The sequence below is a fragment of the Mycobacterium colombiense genome (assembly GCF_003284935.1).
GTDB classification, from domain to species: domain Bacteria; phylum Actinomycetota; class Actinomycetes; order Mycobacteriales; family Mycobacteriaceae; genus Mycobacterium; species Mycobacterium arosiense_A.
This window is the reverse complement of the sequence record NZ_QMEV01000089.1, coordinates 1-14,249: the sequence shown is the minus strand read 5'-3', so window position 1 is coordinate 14,249 and position 14,249 is coordinate 1. Positions and strand designations below refer to the sequence as shown.

Below are 14,249 nucleotides of genomic sequence, written 5' to 3'. Positions count from 1 at the left end.
TCCGCAACCGCTGGGCAGCCTGGCCCGCGATCTGGCCAAAAAGCGAGGCTGGACCGCGCAGGTCGCCGAGGGCACCGTGCTGGGTAACTGGGCTACGGTCGTCGGCCACCAGATCGCCGACCACGCGGTGCCGACCGCCCTGAACGAGGGCGTGCTGAGCGTGGCCGCCGAATCGACGGCGTGGGCCACCCAGTTGCGGATGATCCAGTCGCAGTTACTCGCCAAGATCGCCGCCGCCGTCGGCAACGGCGTGGTGACGTCGTTGAGAATCACCGGCCCGGCCGCGCCCTCCTGGCGCAAGGGGCCGCGCCATATCGCTGGAAGAGGGCCGCGCGACACCTACGGCTAGGGAGTTTGATGACCGCCGAGGATCCCCAGATCGCGGTTCGTCCACAGGCCCCTGAAATCCGCCAGGACGGTGCGTACCCCCTCGACGCACGTCGGGACGCGGCCAGAATAAAGAAATCGTGCGCACGGCGCGGTTAGCTGGGTAGAAACGCGGCCAGAAAATCGGTGCGGATGCCCGTTCACGCTAGACTGGCAGGATGCGACTGTTGCGGTGACTGGAACCGCCCGCATGAAACCCCAAGGAGAGCATTCCGACCGTGGCTGCCCAGAAGAAGAAGGCGCAAGACGATTACGGCGCTTCAGCGATCACCGTGCTCGAAGGCCTCGAGGCCGTCCGCAAACGCCCCGGCATGTACATCGGGTCCACGGGTGAGCGTGGTCTGCACCACCTCATCTGGGAGGTGGTGGACAACTCGGTCGACGAGGCGATGGCCGGCTACGCCGACACGGTCGACGTCCGCATTCTCGACGACGGCAGCGTCGAGGTCTCCGACAACGGGCGCGGTATCCCGGTGGCGATGCACGCCACCGGCGCCCCCACCGTCGACGTCGTGATGACGCAGCTGCACGCGGGCGGCAAGTTCGGCGGCGAGAACAGTGGCTACAACGTCAGTGGTGGTCTGCACGGCGTCGGCGTGTCAGTGGTCAACGCGCTCTCGACCCGGCTCGAGGTGGACATCGCCCGCGACGGCCACGAGTGGTCGCAGTATTACGACCGCGCCGTCCCCGGCACCCTCAAACAGGGTGAGGCCACCAAGCGGACCGGAACCACGATCCGGTTCTGGGCCGATCCCGAAATCTTTGAGACCACCGACTACGACTTCGAAACGGTGGCGCGCCGGCTGCAGGAAATGGCCTTCCTCAACAAGGGTTTGACCATCAACCTCACCGACGAACGGGTGACCAAGGAGGAGGTGGTCGACGAGGTCGTCAGCGACACCGCCGAAGCTCCCAAGTCGGCCGAGGAGAAGGCCGCGGAATCGACTGCGCCGCACAAGGTTAAGCACCGCACCTTCCACTACCCCGGTGGCCTGGTCGACTTCGTCAAACACATCAACCGCACCAAGAGCCCGATCCAGCAGAGCATCATCGACTTCGACGGCAAGGGTCCCGGTCACGAGGTCGAAATCGCGATGCAGTGGAACGGTGGCTACTCCGAATCGGTGCACACCTTCGCCAATACGATCAACACCCACGAGGGCGGCACGCACGAAGAGGGCTTCCGCAGCGCGTTGACGACGGTGGTCAACAAGTACGCCAAGGACAAGAAGCTACTCAAAGACAAGGACCCGAACCTCACCGGCGACGACATCCGCGAGGGCCTGGCGGCGGTGATCTCGGTCAAGGTCAGCGAGCCGCAGTTCGAGGGTCAGACCAAGACCAAGCTGGGCAACACCGAGGTCAAGTCGTTTGTGCAGAAGGTCTGCAACGAACAACTCACGCACTGGTTCGAAGCCAACCCCGCGGATGCCAAAGTCGTGGTGAACAAGGCGGTGTCGTCGGCGCAGGCCCGCATCGCCGCCCGCAAAGCGCGAGAGTTGGTGCGCCGCAAGAGCGCAACCGACCTCGGCGGGCTGCCCGGCAAGCTGGCCGACTGCCGCTCCACCGATCCGCGTAAGTCGGAACTGTATGTGGTGGAGGGCGACTCGGCGGGCGGCTCGGCAAAGAGCGGCCGCGACTCGATGTTCCAGGCCATCCTTCCGCTGCGCGGCAAGATCATCAACGTCGAAAAGGCCCGCATCGACCGGGTTTTGAAGAACACCGAGGTTCAGGCCATCATCACCGCGTTGGGCACCGGCATTCACGACGAGTTCGACATCGCCAAGCTGCGCTACCACAAGATCGTGCTGATGGCCGACGCGGACGTCGACGGTCAGCACATCTCGACGTTGTTGCTGACGCTGCTGTTCCGGTTCATGCGACCGCTGATCGAACACGGACACGTGTTCTTGGCGCAGCCGCCGCTGTACAAGCTGAAGTGGCAGCGCAGCGAACCCGAATTCGCCTACTCCGACCGCGAGCGCGACGGCTTGCTCGAGGCCGGCCAGAAGGCGGGCAAGAAGATCAACAAGGACGACGGTATCCAGCGCTACAAGGGTCTCGGCGAAATGGACGCCAAGGAATTGTGGGAAACGACAATGGATCCCACGGTCCGGGTGCTGCGCCAAGTCACGCTCGACGACGCGGCGGCCGCCGACGAACTGTTCTCCATCCTCATGGGTGAGGACGTCGACGCGCGGCGCAGCTTTATCACCCGTAATGCCAAGGACGTTCGCTTCCTGGACGTCTGACCCATCAGACCGTCCACCGTTGACCGACCAACGAGGAATACATGACTGACACCACGCTGCCGCCAGGTGACGACTCCGTCGACCGGATCCAACCGGTCGACATTCAGCAGGAGATGCAGCGCAGTTACATCGATTACGCGATGAGCGTCATCGTGGGGCGGGCGCTGCCCGAGGTGCGCGACGGCCTCAAGCCGGTGCACCGCCGGGTGCTCTACGCGATGTATGACTCCGGGTTCCGCCCGGACCGCAGCCACGCCAAGTCGGCGCGGTCGGTGGCCGAGACGATGGGTAACTACCACCCGCACGGCGACGCGTCGATCTACGACACCCTGGTGCGGATGGCGCAGCCGTGGTCGCTGCGCTACCCATTGGTCGACGGGCAGGGCAACTTCGGTTCGCCCGGCAACGATCCGCCGGCCGCCATGCGGTACACCGAGGCGCGCCTGACTCCGCTGGCGATGGAGATGTTGCGCGAAATCGACGAAGAGACAGTCGATTTCATCCCCAACTACGACGGCCGGGTGCAAGAGCCGACCGTGCTGCCCAGCCGGTTCCCCAACCTGCTGGCCAACGGCTCCGGCGGTATCGCCGTGGGCATGGCGACCAACATCCCGCCGCACAACCTGCGCGAGCTGGCCGAAGCCGTCTACTGGTGCCTGGACAATCACGAAGCCGACGAAGAGGCCACGCTGGCCGCGGTCTGCGAGCGGGTCAAGGGCCCGGACTTCCCCACCCACGGTCTGATCGTCGGATCGCAGGGCATTCACGACGCGTACACCACCGGCCGCGGGTCGATCCGGATGCGCGGAGTCGTTGAGGTGGAAGAGGATTCACGCGGCCGCACCTCGCTGGTGATCACCGAGCTGCCCTACCAGGTGAACCACGACAACTTCATCACCTCGATCGCCGAACAGGTGCGCGACGGCAAGCTGGCCGGCATCTCCAACATCGAGGACCAGTCCAGCGACCGCGTCGGCCTGCGCATCGTGGTGGAGATCAAGCGCGACGCCGTGGCCAAGGTGGTGCTGAACAACCTTTACAAGCACACCCAGCTGCAGACCAGCTTCGGCGCGAACATGCTGTCGATCGTCGACGGGGTGCCGCGCACGCTGCGCCTCGACCAGATGATCCGTCACTACGTGGCGCATCAACTCGACGTCATCGTGCGGCGCACCACCTACCGGTTGCGCAAGGCCAATGAGCGTGCGCACATCTTGCGCGGTCTGGTCAAGGCGCTCGACGCGCTCGACGAGGTGATCGCCTTGATCCGCGCGTCGGAGACCGTGGAGATCGCCCGGGCCGGCCTGATCGAGCTGCTGGACATCGACGAAATCCAGGCCCAGGCGATCCTGGACATGCAGCTGCGCCGGTTGGCCGCCCTGGAGCGCCAGCGCATCATCGACGACCTGGCCAAGATCGAAGCCGAGATCGCGGACCTGGAAGACATCCTGGCCAAGCCCGAGCGGCAACGCCGCATCGTGCACGACGAGCTCGCCGAGATCGTCGACAAGCACGGCGATGAGCGCCGCACCCGGATCATCGCCGCCGACGGGGACGTCAACGACGAGGACCTGATCGCCCGCGAGGACGTCGTCGTCACCATCACCGAAACCGGCTACGCCAAACGCACCAAGACCGACCTGTACCGCAGCCAGAAACGCGGCGGCAAGGGGGTGCAGGGCGCCGGGCTGAAGCAGGACGACATCGTGCGGCACTTCTTCGTGTGCTCCACGCACGACTGGATCCTGTTCTTCACCACGCAGGGCCGGGTCTACCGGGCCAAGGCGTACGAACTGCCGGAGGCGTCGCGAACGGCGCGCGGTCAGCACGTCGCCAACCTGCTGGCGTTCCAACCCGAGGAGCGCATCGCCCAGGTCATCCAGATCCGCAGTTACGAGGATGCCCCGTACCTGGTACTGGCCACCCGCAACGGCCTGGTGAAGAAGACGAAGCTGACCGACTTCGACTCCAACCGCTCGGGCGGAATCGTGGCGATCAACCTGCGCGACAACGACGAGCTGGTCGGTGCGGTGCTCTGCTCCGCCGACGAGGACCTGCTGCTGGTCTCGGCCAACGGTCAGTCCATCCGGTTCTCGGCGACCGACGAAGCGCTGCGCCCGATGGGCCGCGCCACGTCCGGGGTGCAGGGCATGCGGTTCAACGCCGACGACTATCTGTTGTCGCTCAACGTCGTCCGCGAGGGCACCTATCTGCTGGTGGCCACGTCGGGCGGGTACGCCAAGCGCACCGCGATCGAGGAGTATCCGGTGCAGGGCCGCGGCGGCAAGGGCGTCCTGACGGTGATGTACGACCGCCGCCGTGGCAGGCTGGTCGGTGCGTTGATTGTCGATGAGGACAGCGAGCTGTACGCGATCACCTCGGGAGGCGGCGTCATCCGCACCGCGGCGGGCCAGGTCCGCAAAGCGGGACGGCAGACCAAGGGCGTGCGCCTGATGAACCTGGGTGAAGAGAACACGCTGTTGGCCATCGCCCGCAACGCCGAGGCAAACGCGGACGAGGTCGTCGAGGAAAGCGACGGTGCCACGGAGTCGGAGAGCTAGTCGGCGCCGAGCCACTAGACTCAGCCCGATGACGGTCGGGCCGCGCGGCGGCCCGAGTAGGAGACCTAAGGAGTCGGGGTGACCTCACCGAACGAGCCGGGCGCCCCCAACAAGGGGGACGGCCCCAACGGGGATGGTTCGGTCGAGCGTGCCGGTGTGCGCCGCGCGGCGCCGCCGGCGCAGGGGGCCCGCGCCCAAGGCGCCCAGGAGGGTGGGGACGGACCACCGTGGCAGCGCGGTGGCGGCCGGCCCCAGCAGCCGGGGCCGCGACAGAACGAACCGCCCACCGAGAAGCGGCCCTCGGGCCAGGCCGGGGGCGTCGACGCCAGGTTGAACCGCTTCATCTCCGGCACCGCGGCGCCCGGGGCGGGCGCTCCCTCGCACGCCAAGGATCCCGAGCCCGCCCGTCCTGAGACGTCGGCGACGGAGGCCTACGCGAGCGAGCTGCCGGATCTGTCCGGCCCGGTGCCGCGCGGCCCGCACCGCAAACCCGCCCCCGAGCGGCCCGCGGAGACGGCGAGCTCGTCGGGGGCCGGACGCTCGGTGACGGCCGAGAACCGGGAGAGCCGGGACAACCGCGACGGCCGGGTGCAGGTGTCGCGGCGCACGCGGGGCCCGGTGCGGGCCAGCATGCAGATCCGCCGCATCGATCCGTGGAGCACGTTGAAGGTCTCGCTGCTGCTCTCGGTGGCCCTGTTCTTCGTCTGGATGATTGCCGTCGCGTTCCTCTACCTGGTGCTCGGCGGAATGGGCGTGTGGTCGAAGTTGAACAGCAACGTCGGTGATTTGCTCAACAACACCAGCGGCAGCAGCGGCGAACTGGTATCCAGCGGCACGATTTTCGGCGGCGCCGTCCTGATCGGCCTGGTCAACATCGTGCTGCTGACCGCGATGGCCACCATCGCCGCGTTCGTCTACAACCTGACCACCGATCTGATCGGCGGTGTCGAGGTGACGCTGGCGGACCGCGACTAGCGTGGATGCTGCGCTTTTGGGAGTCGGGCGCGGATTGCGGTAATCTCGTCGCTCGGCCGTACGCGAGTACGGGCCTATAGCTCAGGCGGTTAGAGCGCTTCGCTGATAACGAAGAGGTCGGAGGTTCGAGTCCTCCTAGGCCCACAACCATGTGCCCGTCAAGACGTTGCGTAAGACTCGCACTGCCGCTGGGACTTATCGCCGTATTGGCAGCGGTGGCGTGGTCACGACGTGGAGTCGAGGTCTGGCACGTGGCTGTGGATGACCAAGGTCAACCACCCAGTCACGATGAGGGGCCTTAGCTCAGTTGGTAGAGCACCGCCTTTGCAAGGCGGGTGTCAGGGGTTCGATTCCCCTAGGCTCCACAGGCCAATCCCGTTCTTCACGCACCGGCGCCGTCCCCTGTTCCCCCATAGGACGCGCCGAGAAACCGTTCCACCAGGGCCCGTTCCGCGGCGGCGTCTTTGAGCGGCCAGCCCCACAGCGCCAAAAAGACGCGGATCAGCCACTGCGCCGCCAGGGGATCATCGTTGCCTGGCCCCAGCATCTCGGCGGCCAGGGCCGTCACGGTCGGTGAGCTGATGACCCAATCGCTGACCGGAGCGGCGTGGATCGAGCGCATGAGCTGGGCCAGCGGGTCGGAGCGCAGGCGTTCCAACGCCATGATCGTCGCGGTCACGACTCGCTCGGCGCCCGTGAGGTCCTTGATCGCTTTTCGGGTCGTATCGACGATGCGCGCGGCCTGGACACGAATCACGGCGTCGCGGATCGTCGCCTTGCCGCCGGCGTGCCGGTAGATCGTGGCCGGCGAGCAGTGCACCCGCGCCGCCAACGCCTCGATCGTGAAGCCGTCGTATCCGTGGCGCGCGATGAGGTCGGCCGCCGCGGTGTAGATCCGTTCGGTGGCCTCGCCGCGCCGATCCCGTCCGACCAACCAGTCGTCACCAGGCATCCATCCATGCTCCACCAGTCTGCGGCCTTCAGAAATACTTTTCGCAGCGTGAGAATTCGCACGTGTTATTCTCAGCCGAAGGCGCTGCTGGCGACGGCCGGGGGGCAGTCCGCCGACCCCGGCCGCCGCGGCGAACGTTCCTCAACTTCTCCGCGCCCCATTGACCTACCGATGTTGCGCATCGAGCCTGAAACGCATGGCGGTCTTGGACAGCGCGATCCGGTTCTTCGGCAGCGACGCGATACAGGACCCCTATCCCCTGTTCGACCGCATGCGGGCCGAGGCGCCGGTGCACCGTATCGGCGATTCGGTGTTTTACGCCGTATGCGGTTGGGACGCAGTGCAAGAGGCGGTCGACCGGGTGGAGGATTTTTCGTCGAACCTCACCGCGACCATGGTCTTCGGGGACGACGGCACCATCACCCCGCTCGGCATGGGCGCGCCCGGGGATCCGATCCACACCCTGGCCACCGCCGACGACCCGGCGCACGCCGTACACCGCAAGATTCTGCTGCCGCACTTGTCGGCCAAGCGAATTCGGATCATCGAGGAATTCGCGCGCGCGACCGCCCACCGGCTCTGGGACGACAGCCTGCGAGACGGTCACATCGAGTGGATGAGCGCCCTCGCCAACCGGCTGCCCATGATGGTGGTGTGCAAGTTGTTGGGACTGCCCGACGACGACGTCGACAAACTCATCCGGCTCGGCTACGCCACCACCACGTTGCTCGACGGGATCGTCACAGCCGCGCAACTCACGCAGGCCGGGACGGCGGCAATGGAACTGTCGGGCTACGTCCTAGAGCATTTCGAAAAGGCAAGGGGCAGCGGCGAAGCCACGTTGATCGCCGACCTGGCCGCACGTTACGCCTCGGGTGAACTCGAGCAGGTGCCGGCCCTGGGCATCATGCTCACGCTCTTCAGCGCCGCCGGCGAATCGACGGCGTCGCTCCTGGGCAGCGCCGCGTGGATCCTCACGGACCGCCCCGCGATCCAGCTTCAGCTGCGCGAAAACCCGGAATTGCTAAGCGCTTTCATCGAAGAGGTGTTGCGCTTCGAGTCCCCGTTTCGCGGTCATTACCGCCACGTCTGGCGCGACACCACGCTCGGCGGGGTCGACGTACCGGCCAACGCACACCTGCTGCTGATGTGGGGAGCCGCCAACCGCGATCCGGCGCACTTCGACGCCCCCGGCGAATTTCGGCTCGACCGCGCCGCCGGCAAGACTCACCTGAGCTTCGGCAAGGGCGTGCATTTCTGCGTGGGGGCCGCGCTGGCCCGGCTGGAAGCCACAGTCGTCTTGAGCATGCTGCTCGAGCGCACCGCATGGATCGACGCGACGGACGTCGGGGAATGGCTGCCGAGCATTCTGGTGCGGCGCCGCGAACGGTTGCGGCTGGCCGCGCGCTGAGCGGTTACGGGCGCGGCTGCACGTCGACGCTGGGCGGGCGCGACTGGGGATCCTGGGGCTTCGCGCGCACGGAACGCCGGATGATGCTGAATGCGGCGGCGCCGCCGGCGAGGACGGCGACCGCGACTCCCGCGACAACGAGCGGGCGCTTGCCGCGCCGCTGCGCGCGCCGGGCGTCCTGCAACGCCTGAGGCAGGTTCGTCACCACTTCCTGTGCGGCGGCCAGCTCCTGGGCGAGCGTTTCCTGGGCGGCGGCGAGTTCTCGGGCCAGGCGCCCCTCGCGGTAGCGGCGACGCAGCTGCGCCGCGGTCGACTGCGCCGACTGGACACTGAGGCCGACCACCCCCCGGGTGAGGTCCACGGGTCCCTGCGCCGAATAGCTCAGGCCGCGGGCCAATCGCTGCCGCGGGGTCAGCCGGGAATCCGCCTTCGCGCTCATCTGTCCGCCTTTCTGTCCCGTGGAACGAGCCCGCCGTGACGCTGGCCGGGTATCTGAACAGACTGCCAGCATAGGGGCGTCGGCCTCGCCTTGGGTGACACCGCGTGCGGCAACGCCCGTCCGTAGTGGCAGACTCTCATGCCGTGACCAACAGCCCCTTTCAGACTGCTACCGCCACGCTCCACACCAACCGCGGCGACATCAAGGTCGCCCTCTTCGGGAACCACGCGCCCAAGACCGTCGCCAACTTCGTTGGCCTGGCGCAGGGCACCAAGGAGTACTCGACGCAGAACGCATCGGGAGGCTCCTCCGGCCCCTTCTACGACGGCGCGGTCTTCCACCGGGTGATCCGGGGCTTCATGATTCAGGGTGGCGACCCGACCGGAACCGGTCGCGGCGGCCCGGGCTACAAGTTCGCCGACGAGTTCCACCCCGAACTGCAATTCGACAAGCCCTACCTGCTGGCGATGGCCAACGCGGGCCCGGGCACCAACGGCTCGCAGTTCTTCATCACCGTCGGCCAAACCCCGCACCTGAACCGGCGCCACACGATCTTCGGCGAAGTCACCGATCCGGAGTCGCAAAAGGTCGTCGACGCCATCTCCACGACCAGCACCGACGGCAACGACCGGCCCACCGAGCCGGTCGTCATCGAGTCGATCACCATCTCCTGAACCCGGCAGCGACGCCGCGGGCCGTTCAGCGCTGCTGGGGGCCCGCGTAGCCGGCTTCGGTGAGCGCGTCGAGGACCTCGACCGGGTCCGTCCCGAGGTCCCAGCGGGAGAACAGCACCAGGTCACCGTCGGCGGTCTCGACCTCGAGTAACCGCACCCTGCGCCCGTAGCGGCGGAACTCGATGATGCGGATGATCTTGATGTCCGGATGCTGCAATACCTGCGTTCGGATCCAGCCGCGCAGCACGAGGCCGTCGGGCGTGATTGCCAGCTTGGGACGCGCGCGCCACGACACGCCGGCAAACAAGAGCAGACCCGCCGCGGCAACGCCCGCCAGAATCCGCCCCGGCGGGTCTGTGACCACGGTCACAGCGGCGATAGCCATTAAAACGCCCGCGGCTCCACAACCAGCGATTCCCGCTGTGTGCGGCTCCCATTGTGTTTGCTGCATGCCGTCCTTAGCCCCTCCCACCACTGCCTATGCAGTTATCCACATCAGCTATCAACAGTGGGGATAAATCACACGCGTGTGATTGGGTGGTCGGAAAGTTGCTGACGAGGTACCAGATCAGCCCAAAAATGAATTCATTCCGCCGGCCGTACCGCTCAGTGCCAGCGCATCGTGAGCAACAACCCGGTGATCATGAAAGCGAACGCGATCGCGTAGTTCCACGGGCCCAGTTGCGCCATCCAATTGAGGGCCGCCGGCGCCTGGCTCCCGACGGCGGCCAACTGGAACACCATCAGCCAGACGAGGCCGATCAGCATCAGACCGATGAACAACGCGACGAACCACACGCTCGACGGCCCGACCTTGACCTTCACCGGGGTGCGGCTGACCGCAGTGACGGTGAAGTCGTTCTTCTTGCGGACCTTGGACTTGGGCATGATTACCTCGCGGATTACCTCAACGACACGGTGAGCGGGACGGGGTGCAACGATAAACACTGCAGTCGCACCCATAGCTTGGCTACGAGACTAACTCACCTGGGGCGGTGACCAGGAAATGGAGACTCGATGATCCAGACGCGCCGGTCGCCATGGCGCTTTGGCGTCCCGGTGGTGTGTCTGCTGGCCGGACTGCTGCTCGCCGCCACCCACGGCGTCTCCGGCGGCGCCGAAATCCGCCGCAGCGACGCCCCGCGGCTGGTGGACCTGGTCCGCGAGACCCAGTCATCGGTGAACCGCCTCAGCGCCCAGCGCGAGCAACTGACAGGCAAGATCGACGCCGCCCACGGCCGGTCCTCCGACGCCGCCCTGGCGGCCATGCTCCGCCGCTCCACGCAGCTCGCCGGCGACGCGGGAATGACCCCGGTGCACGGCCCGGGCCTGGTGGTCACGCTGGCCGACGCCCAGCGCGACGCCAACGGCCGCTTCCCGCGCGACGCCTCCCCCGACGACCTGGTGGTGCATCAGCAGGACATCGAGGCCGTGCTCAACGCCCTGTGGAGCGCCGGCGCGGAGGCGATCCAGATGCAAGACCAGCGGATCATCGCCACGTCGGTGCCGCGCTGCGTCGGCAACACGCTGCTGCTCAACGGGCGCACCTACAGCCCGCCGTACACCATCACCGCGATCGGCAACGCGGCGGCCATGCAGGCCGCGCTCGCCGCCGCCCCGCTGGTGATCCTGTACAAGCAGTACGCGGTCCGCTTCGGCCTCGGCTACGACGAAGAGGTGAAGCCCGACGTGCAGGTCGTCGGTCATGTCGAGCCCGACCGGTTGCATTTCGCGCAGCCCAACGGCCCCGTCGGCTACTGACCAGCTGCGCGGGCGCCGGCGGACGGTAGCCTGACACGATGCGGATCCTGGTCGTCGACAACTACGACAGCTTCGTGTTCAACCTGGTGCAGTACCTCGGTCAGCTGGGTGTGGACGCCGAAGTCTGGCGCAACGACGACACCCGGCTCTCCGACCCCTCGGCCGATCATGCCGCCGTCGCCCGGCAATTCGCCGGGGTGCTGCTTTCTCCGGGGCCGGGCACCCCGGAACGCGCGGGCGCCTCGATTCCGATGGTGCGCGCCTGCGCCGCCGAGCGGACGCCCCTGCTCGGGGTCTGCCTGGGGCACCAGGCCATCGGAGTGGCGTTCGGCGCCACCGTCGACCGCGCCCCCGAACTGCTGCACGGCAAGACCAGCAGCGTCCACCACACCAATGTTGGTGTGCTGCAAGGACTTCCAGATCCATTCACGGCCACCCGCTACCACTCGCTGACCATTCTGCCCGAGTCGCTGCCGCCGGTGCTGCAGGTCACGGCCCACACGACGAGCGGTGTGATCATGGGGGTGCGGCACACCGACTTGCCGATCCACGGTGTCCAGTTCCACCCGGAATCGATCCTGACCGAAGGCGGTCACCGGATGCTGGCGAACTGGCTCGCCGATTGCGGGTGGGAGCGCGACGACACGTTGGTGCGCAGGCTCGAGAACGACGTGCACGCCGCGGTGCGGCCGTACTTCCCGGCCGATCCGACGGCTACTGACCGAACTTCAGCGTGATGATGCCGTCGCGGTTGACCCCGGCGCCCGCCGGCGGGTTCTGATACACCACCCGATGGGACTGGGAGCCCCCGGCGTCGACGTCGGCGCCCTTGTCCAGGATGCCCGTCCAGCCCAGCGCCCGTAGCCGCGGCTCGGCGTCGGTCCAGAACATGCCGGACAGGTCGGGCATGACGAACTGGTTGCCCTTGGACACCTGTAGCTCGATCACCGAATCCACCGGAACCATCTGGCCCTTGGGCGGATTGGTGCCGATCACCTCGCCGGCCGGACGGGTGCTGTCCACCTGCACCTGGGTGACCTTGCTGAACCCGTAGACCGTCAGGTTCTTCTGCGCGATGTCCACGGTCTGGCCGGCGATATCGGGGACCTGCTTGGTCTCGGGTCCGGAGCCGACGATGAGGGTGACGACGTTGGTGATCGCCGACGTCTGGTTGGCCGGCGGGTTGGTCCCGATCACCTTGCCCAGCAGTTCGGGGGTCGACGGCGAGTTGGCCTGCTTGAACTTGCTGAAGCCCGCGGCCTTGAGCTTGGTGACGGCATCGGCGTAGCTCAGCGAGGAGACGTCCGGCAGCTCGCGCTGTTCGGGGCCGGTGGAAACGTTGATGGTGATCTCGTCGCCCGCATTGACCGACGCGTTGGCGCCCGGGTCGGTACCGATGACGTGGTCGGGCGGGATCGCCGAATCCGGCTTCTGCAACGTGCGGGTCTTGAAGCCGCGGTTCTGCAGGGCCGCGATGGCGTCGGCGGACACCTGCCCGCGCACGTCGGGCACCTGGACGTCACGGGCACCGCCGCCAAAGGTGTTGAAAGCAATGACGACAACGATCGTCAGGACGGCCAGCGCGGCCACCGCGACGATCCAGCGGCCGACCGAGCCGACGCTGCGGTCCTCACCCGCGTCGGCGAGAACCTGGCGCGGCAGCGGGTCGGTGCGCGACGGGCCGGCACCGCCCGCCCCGGACGACAGCAGCGAGCTGCGGTCGGCGTCGGTGAGCACCTTGGGCGCCTCGGGCTTCTCGCCGTTGTGCACCCGGATCAGATCGGCCCGCATCTCCGCCGCGGTCTGATAGCGGTTGTCGGGATTTTTGGCCAGCGCCTTGAGCACCACGGCGTCGAGATCGGCGGAGATGCCGTCGTGCCGCTGCGATGGCGGGACCGGGTCTTCCCGAACATGTTGGTAGGCAACGGCAACCGGCGAATCCCCGGTGAAAGGCGGCTCGCCCGTGAGAATTTCATAGAGCACGCAGCCCAGGGAGTACACGTCGGAACGAGCGTCGACGGTGTCGCCGCGGGCCTGTTCGGGGGAAAGGTACTGCGCGGTTCCGATCACCGCGGCGGTCTGGGTGACGCTGTTGCCGCTGTCGGCGATCGCGCGGGCGATGCCGAAGTCCATCACCTTGACCGCGTTGGTGGTGCTGATCATGATGTTGGCCGGCTTGACGTCGCGGTGGATGATGCCGTTCTGGTGGCTGAAGTTCAACGCCTGGCACGCGTCGGCGATGATCTCGATGGCCCGGCGCGGCGGCAGCGGACCATCGGTGTGCACGATGTCGCGCAGCGTGACGCCGTCGACGTACTCCATGACGATGTAGGGCAGCGGCCCGGTCGGCGTCTCGGCCTCGCCGGTGTCGTAGACGGCGACGATGGACGGGTGATTCAACGCGGCGGCGTTTTGCGCCTCGCGCCGGAAGCGAAGGTAGAAGCTGGGATCGCGGGCCAGATCGGCGCGCAGCACCTTGACCGCGACATCGCGGTGCAAGCGGACATCGCGGGCGAGATGAACCTCGGACATACCCCCGAAGCCGAGGATTTCGCCCAGTTCATAGCGGTCGGACAGGTGCTGCGGCGTGGTCATTGCGGTGTTCCGTGTCGGGCCGGCACGTTGGTGAAGCCGGAAGTCCCTATTGTCCCGTCATCCGGCCAATTAAGCCGCATACCTGGTTGGGCCCCCGAGCCGCTCGGTGTCTTGCTCGCCGGCGCGGACGCGGGAGGCGTCCCGGTGTCGGTCACGGTGGGCGGCTGTTGCTGCTGGTCCGCCCGCGAATTGATGACGATGAGCACCGCGATGATGATCGCCAGCGCGCCGAGCACCCCGGC

13 protein-coding genes, 2 tRNA genes and 1 pseudogene are annotated in these 14,249 nt (G+C 67.1%); 10 read left to right on the top strand and 6 right to left on the bottom strand.

What is annotated here, in order from left to right:
* The 6 genes from DQP57_RS24235 to DQP57_RS24210 form a co-directional block, all read left to right on the top strand.
* Positions 1-349: DciA family protein (locus tag DQP57_RS24235; protein ID WP_114149391.1), on the top strand; the 349-nt coding region annotated here is incomplete at its 5' end.
* Positions 350-605: 256 nt separating this feature from the next.
* A complete protein-coding gene (gyrB, locus tag DQP57_RS24230) occupies positions 606-2,639 on the top strand; it encodes a DNA topoisomerase (ATP-hydrolyzing) subunit B (RefSeq protein ID WP_112635177.1) in 2,034 nt (677 codons plus the stop codon).
* Positions 2,640-2,680: 41 nt separating this feature from the next.
* Complete coding sequence (gene gyrA, locus DQP57_RS24225) at positions 2,681-5,200, top strand: DNA gyrase subunit A (RefSeq protein ID WP_112635175.1); 2,520 nt, start codon at positions 2,681-2,683, stop codon at positions 5,198-5,200.
* Between the two features lie 78 nt (positions 5,201-5,278).
* Positions 5,279-6,175: a DUF3566 domain-containing protein gene (locus DQP57_RS24220; RefSeq protein ID WP_112635173.1), complete on the top strand. Its 897-nt coding sequence runs from the start codon at positions 5,279-5,281 to the stop codon at positions 6,173-6,175.
* Positions 6,176-6,245: 70 nt separating this feature from the next.
* Positions 6,246-6,319, top strand: a tRNA-Ile gene (locus DQP57_RS24215).
* 148 nt (positions 6,320-6,467) lie between these two features.
* Positions 6,468-6,540 (top strand) — tRNA-Ala (locus DQP57_RS24210).
* Between the two features lie 17 nt (positions 6,541-6,557).
* Here DQP57_RS24210 and DQP57_RS24205 read toward each other — a convergent pair.
* Positions 6,558-7,127 (bottom strand): TetR/AcrR family transcriptional regulator, encoded by a 570-nt coding sequence (locus DQP57_RS24205; RefSeq protein WP_112635171.1) that lies wholly within the window; start codon positions 7,125-7,127, stop codon positions 6,558-6,560.
* A gap of 196 nt (positions 7,128-7,323) precedes the next feature.
* Here DQP57_RS24205 and DQP57_RS24200 point away from each other — a divergent pair, with 196 nt between their 5' ends.
* On the top strand, positions 7,324-8,538 hold the full coding sequence (locus DQP57_RS24200) for a cytochrome P450 (protein ID WP_112635170.1): 1,215 nt from the start codon (positions 7,324-7,326) through the stop codon (positions 8,536-8,538).
* 4 nt (positions 8,539-8,542) lie between these two features.
* On the opposite strand, the gene cwsA is transcribed toward DQP57_RS24200, so the two are convergent.
* Positions 8,543-8,977 (bottom strand): cell wall synthesis protein CwsA, encoded by a 435-nt coding sequence (gene cwsA, locus DQP57_RS24195; RefSeq protein ID WP_112635168.1) that lies wholly within the window; start codon positions 8,975-8,977, stop codon positions 8,543-8,545.
* A 125-nt stretch (positions 8,978-9,102) separates the two neighbouring features.
* Here cwsA and DQP57_RS24190 point away from each other — a divergent pair, with 125 nt between their 5' ends.
* Complete coding sequence (locus tag DQP57_RS24190; protein ID WP_066861810.1) at positions 9,103-9,651, top strand: peptidylprolyl isomerase; 549 nt, start codon at positions 9,103-9,105, stop codon at positions 9,649-9,651.
* 25 nt (positions 9,652-9,676) lie between these two features.
* Here DQP57_RS24190 and DQP57_RS24185 read toward each other — a convergent pair whose 3' ends face one another.
* Together DQP57_RS24185 and crgA are read right to left on the bottom strand one after the other, a co-directional pair.
* Entirely contained in the window at positions 9,677-10,102 is a 426-nt protein-coding gene (locus DQP57_RS24185; RefSeq protein WP_112635179.1) for a PH domain-containing protein, read from the bottom strand.
* A 155-nt stretch (positions 10,103-10,257) separates the two neighbouring features.
* Positions 10,258-10,539 (bottom strand): cell division protein CrgA, encoded by a 282-nt coding sequence (crgA, locus tag DQP57_RS24180; protein WP_112635166.1) that lies wholly within the window; start codon positions 10,537-10,539, stop codon positions 10,258-10,260.
* A gap of 129 nt (positions 10,540-10,668) precedes the next feature.
* Here crgA and DQP57_RS24175 point away from each other — a divergent pair, with 129 nt between their 5' ends.
* Both DQP57_RS24175 and DQP57_RS24170 read left to right on the top strand, forming a co-directional pair.
* Positions 10,669-11,412: a DUF881 domain-containing protein gene (locus DQP57_RS24175; protein ID WP_112635164.1), complete on the top strand. Its 744-nt coding sequence runs from the start codon at positions 10,669-10,671 to the stop codon at positions 11,410-11,412.
* 38 nt (positions 11,413-11,450) lie between these two features.
* Positions 11,451-12,149: an aminodeoxychorismate/anthranilate synthase component II gene (locus tag DQP57_RS24170; protein ID WP_112635162.1), complete on the top strand. Its 699-nt coding sequence runs from the start codon at positions 11,451-11,453 to the stop codon at positions 12,147-12,149.
* Here DQP57_RS24170 and pknB read toward each other — a convergent pair.
* Positions 12,127-14,007, bottom strand: a complete 1,881-nt coding sequence (gene pknB, locus DQP57_RS24165) for a Stk1 family PASTA domain-containing Ser/Thr kinase (RefSeq protein WP_112635160.1) — start codon at positions 14,005-14,007, stop codon at positions 12,127-12,129. The genes DQP57_RS24170 and pknB overlap by 23 nt on opposite strands.
* A pseudogene (locus DQP57_RS24160) lies at positions 14,004-14,249 on the bottom strand (serine/threonine protein kinase); the annotation flags it as partial. The pseudogene DQP57_RS24160 and the gene pknB, both read right to left, overlap by 4 nt.

Bases quoted from the DNA above. Each gene is read 5' to 3' on its own strand.
- DQP57_RS24175 (WP_112635164.1), top strand. From the start codon at position 10,669: ATGATCCAGACGCGCCGGTCGCCATGGCGCTTTGGCGTCCCGGTGGTG.
- pknB (WP_112635160.1), bottom strand. From the start codon at position 14,007: ATGACCACGCCGCAGCACCTGTCCGACCGCTATGAACTGGGCGAAATC.
- crgA (WP_112635166.1), bottom strand. From the start codon at position 10,539: ATGCCCAAGTCCAAGGTCCGCAAGAAGAACGACTTCACCGTCACTGCG.
- DQP57_RS24185 (WP_112635179.1), bottom strand. From the start codon at position 10,102: ATGCAGCAAACACAATGGGAGCCGCACACAGCGGGAATCGCTGGTTGT.
- gyrA (WP_112635175.1), top strand. From the start codon at position 2,681: ATGACTGACACCACGCTGCCGCCAGGTGACGACTCCGTCGACCGGATC.
- cwsA (WP_112635168.1), bottom strand. From the start codon at position 8,977: ATGAGCGCGAAGGCGGATTCCCGGCTGACCCCGCGGCAGCGATTGGCC.
- DQP57_RS24205 (WP_112635171.1), bottom strand. From the start codon at position 7,127: ATGCCTGGTGACGACTGGTTGGTCGGACGGGATCGGCGCGGCGAGGCC.
- DQP57_RS24170 (WP_112635162.1), top strand. From the start codon at position 11,451: ATGCGGATCCTGGTCGTCGACAACTACGACAGCTTCGTGTTCAACCTG.
- DQP57_RS24200 (WP_112635170.1), top strand. From the start codon at position 7,324: ATGGCGGTCTTGGACAGCGCGATCCGGTTCTTCGGCAGCGACGCGATA.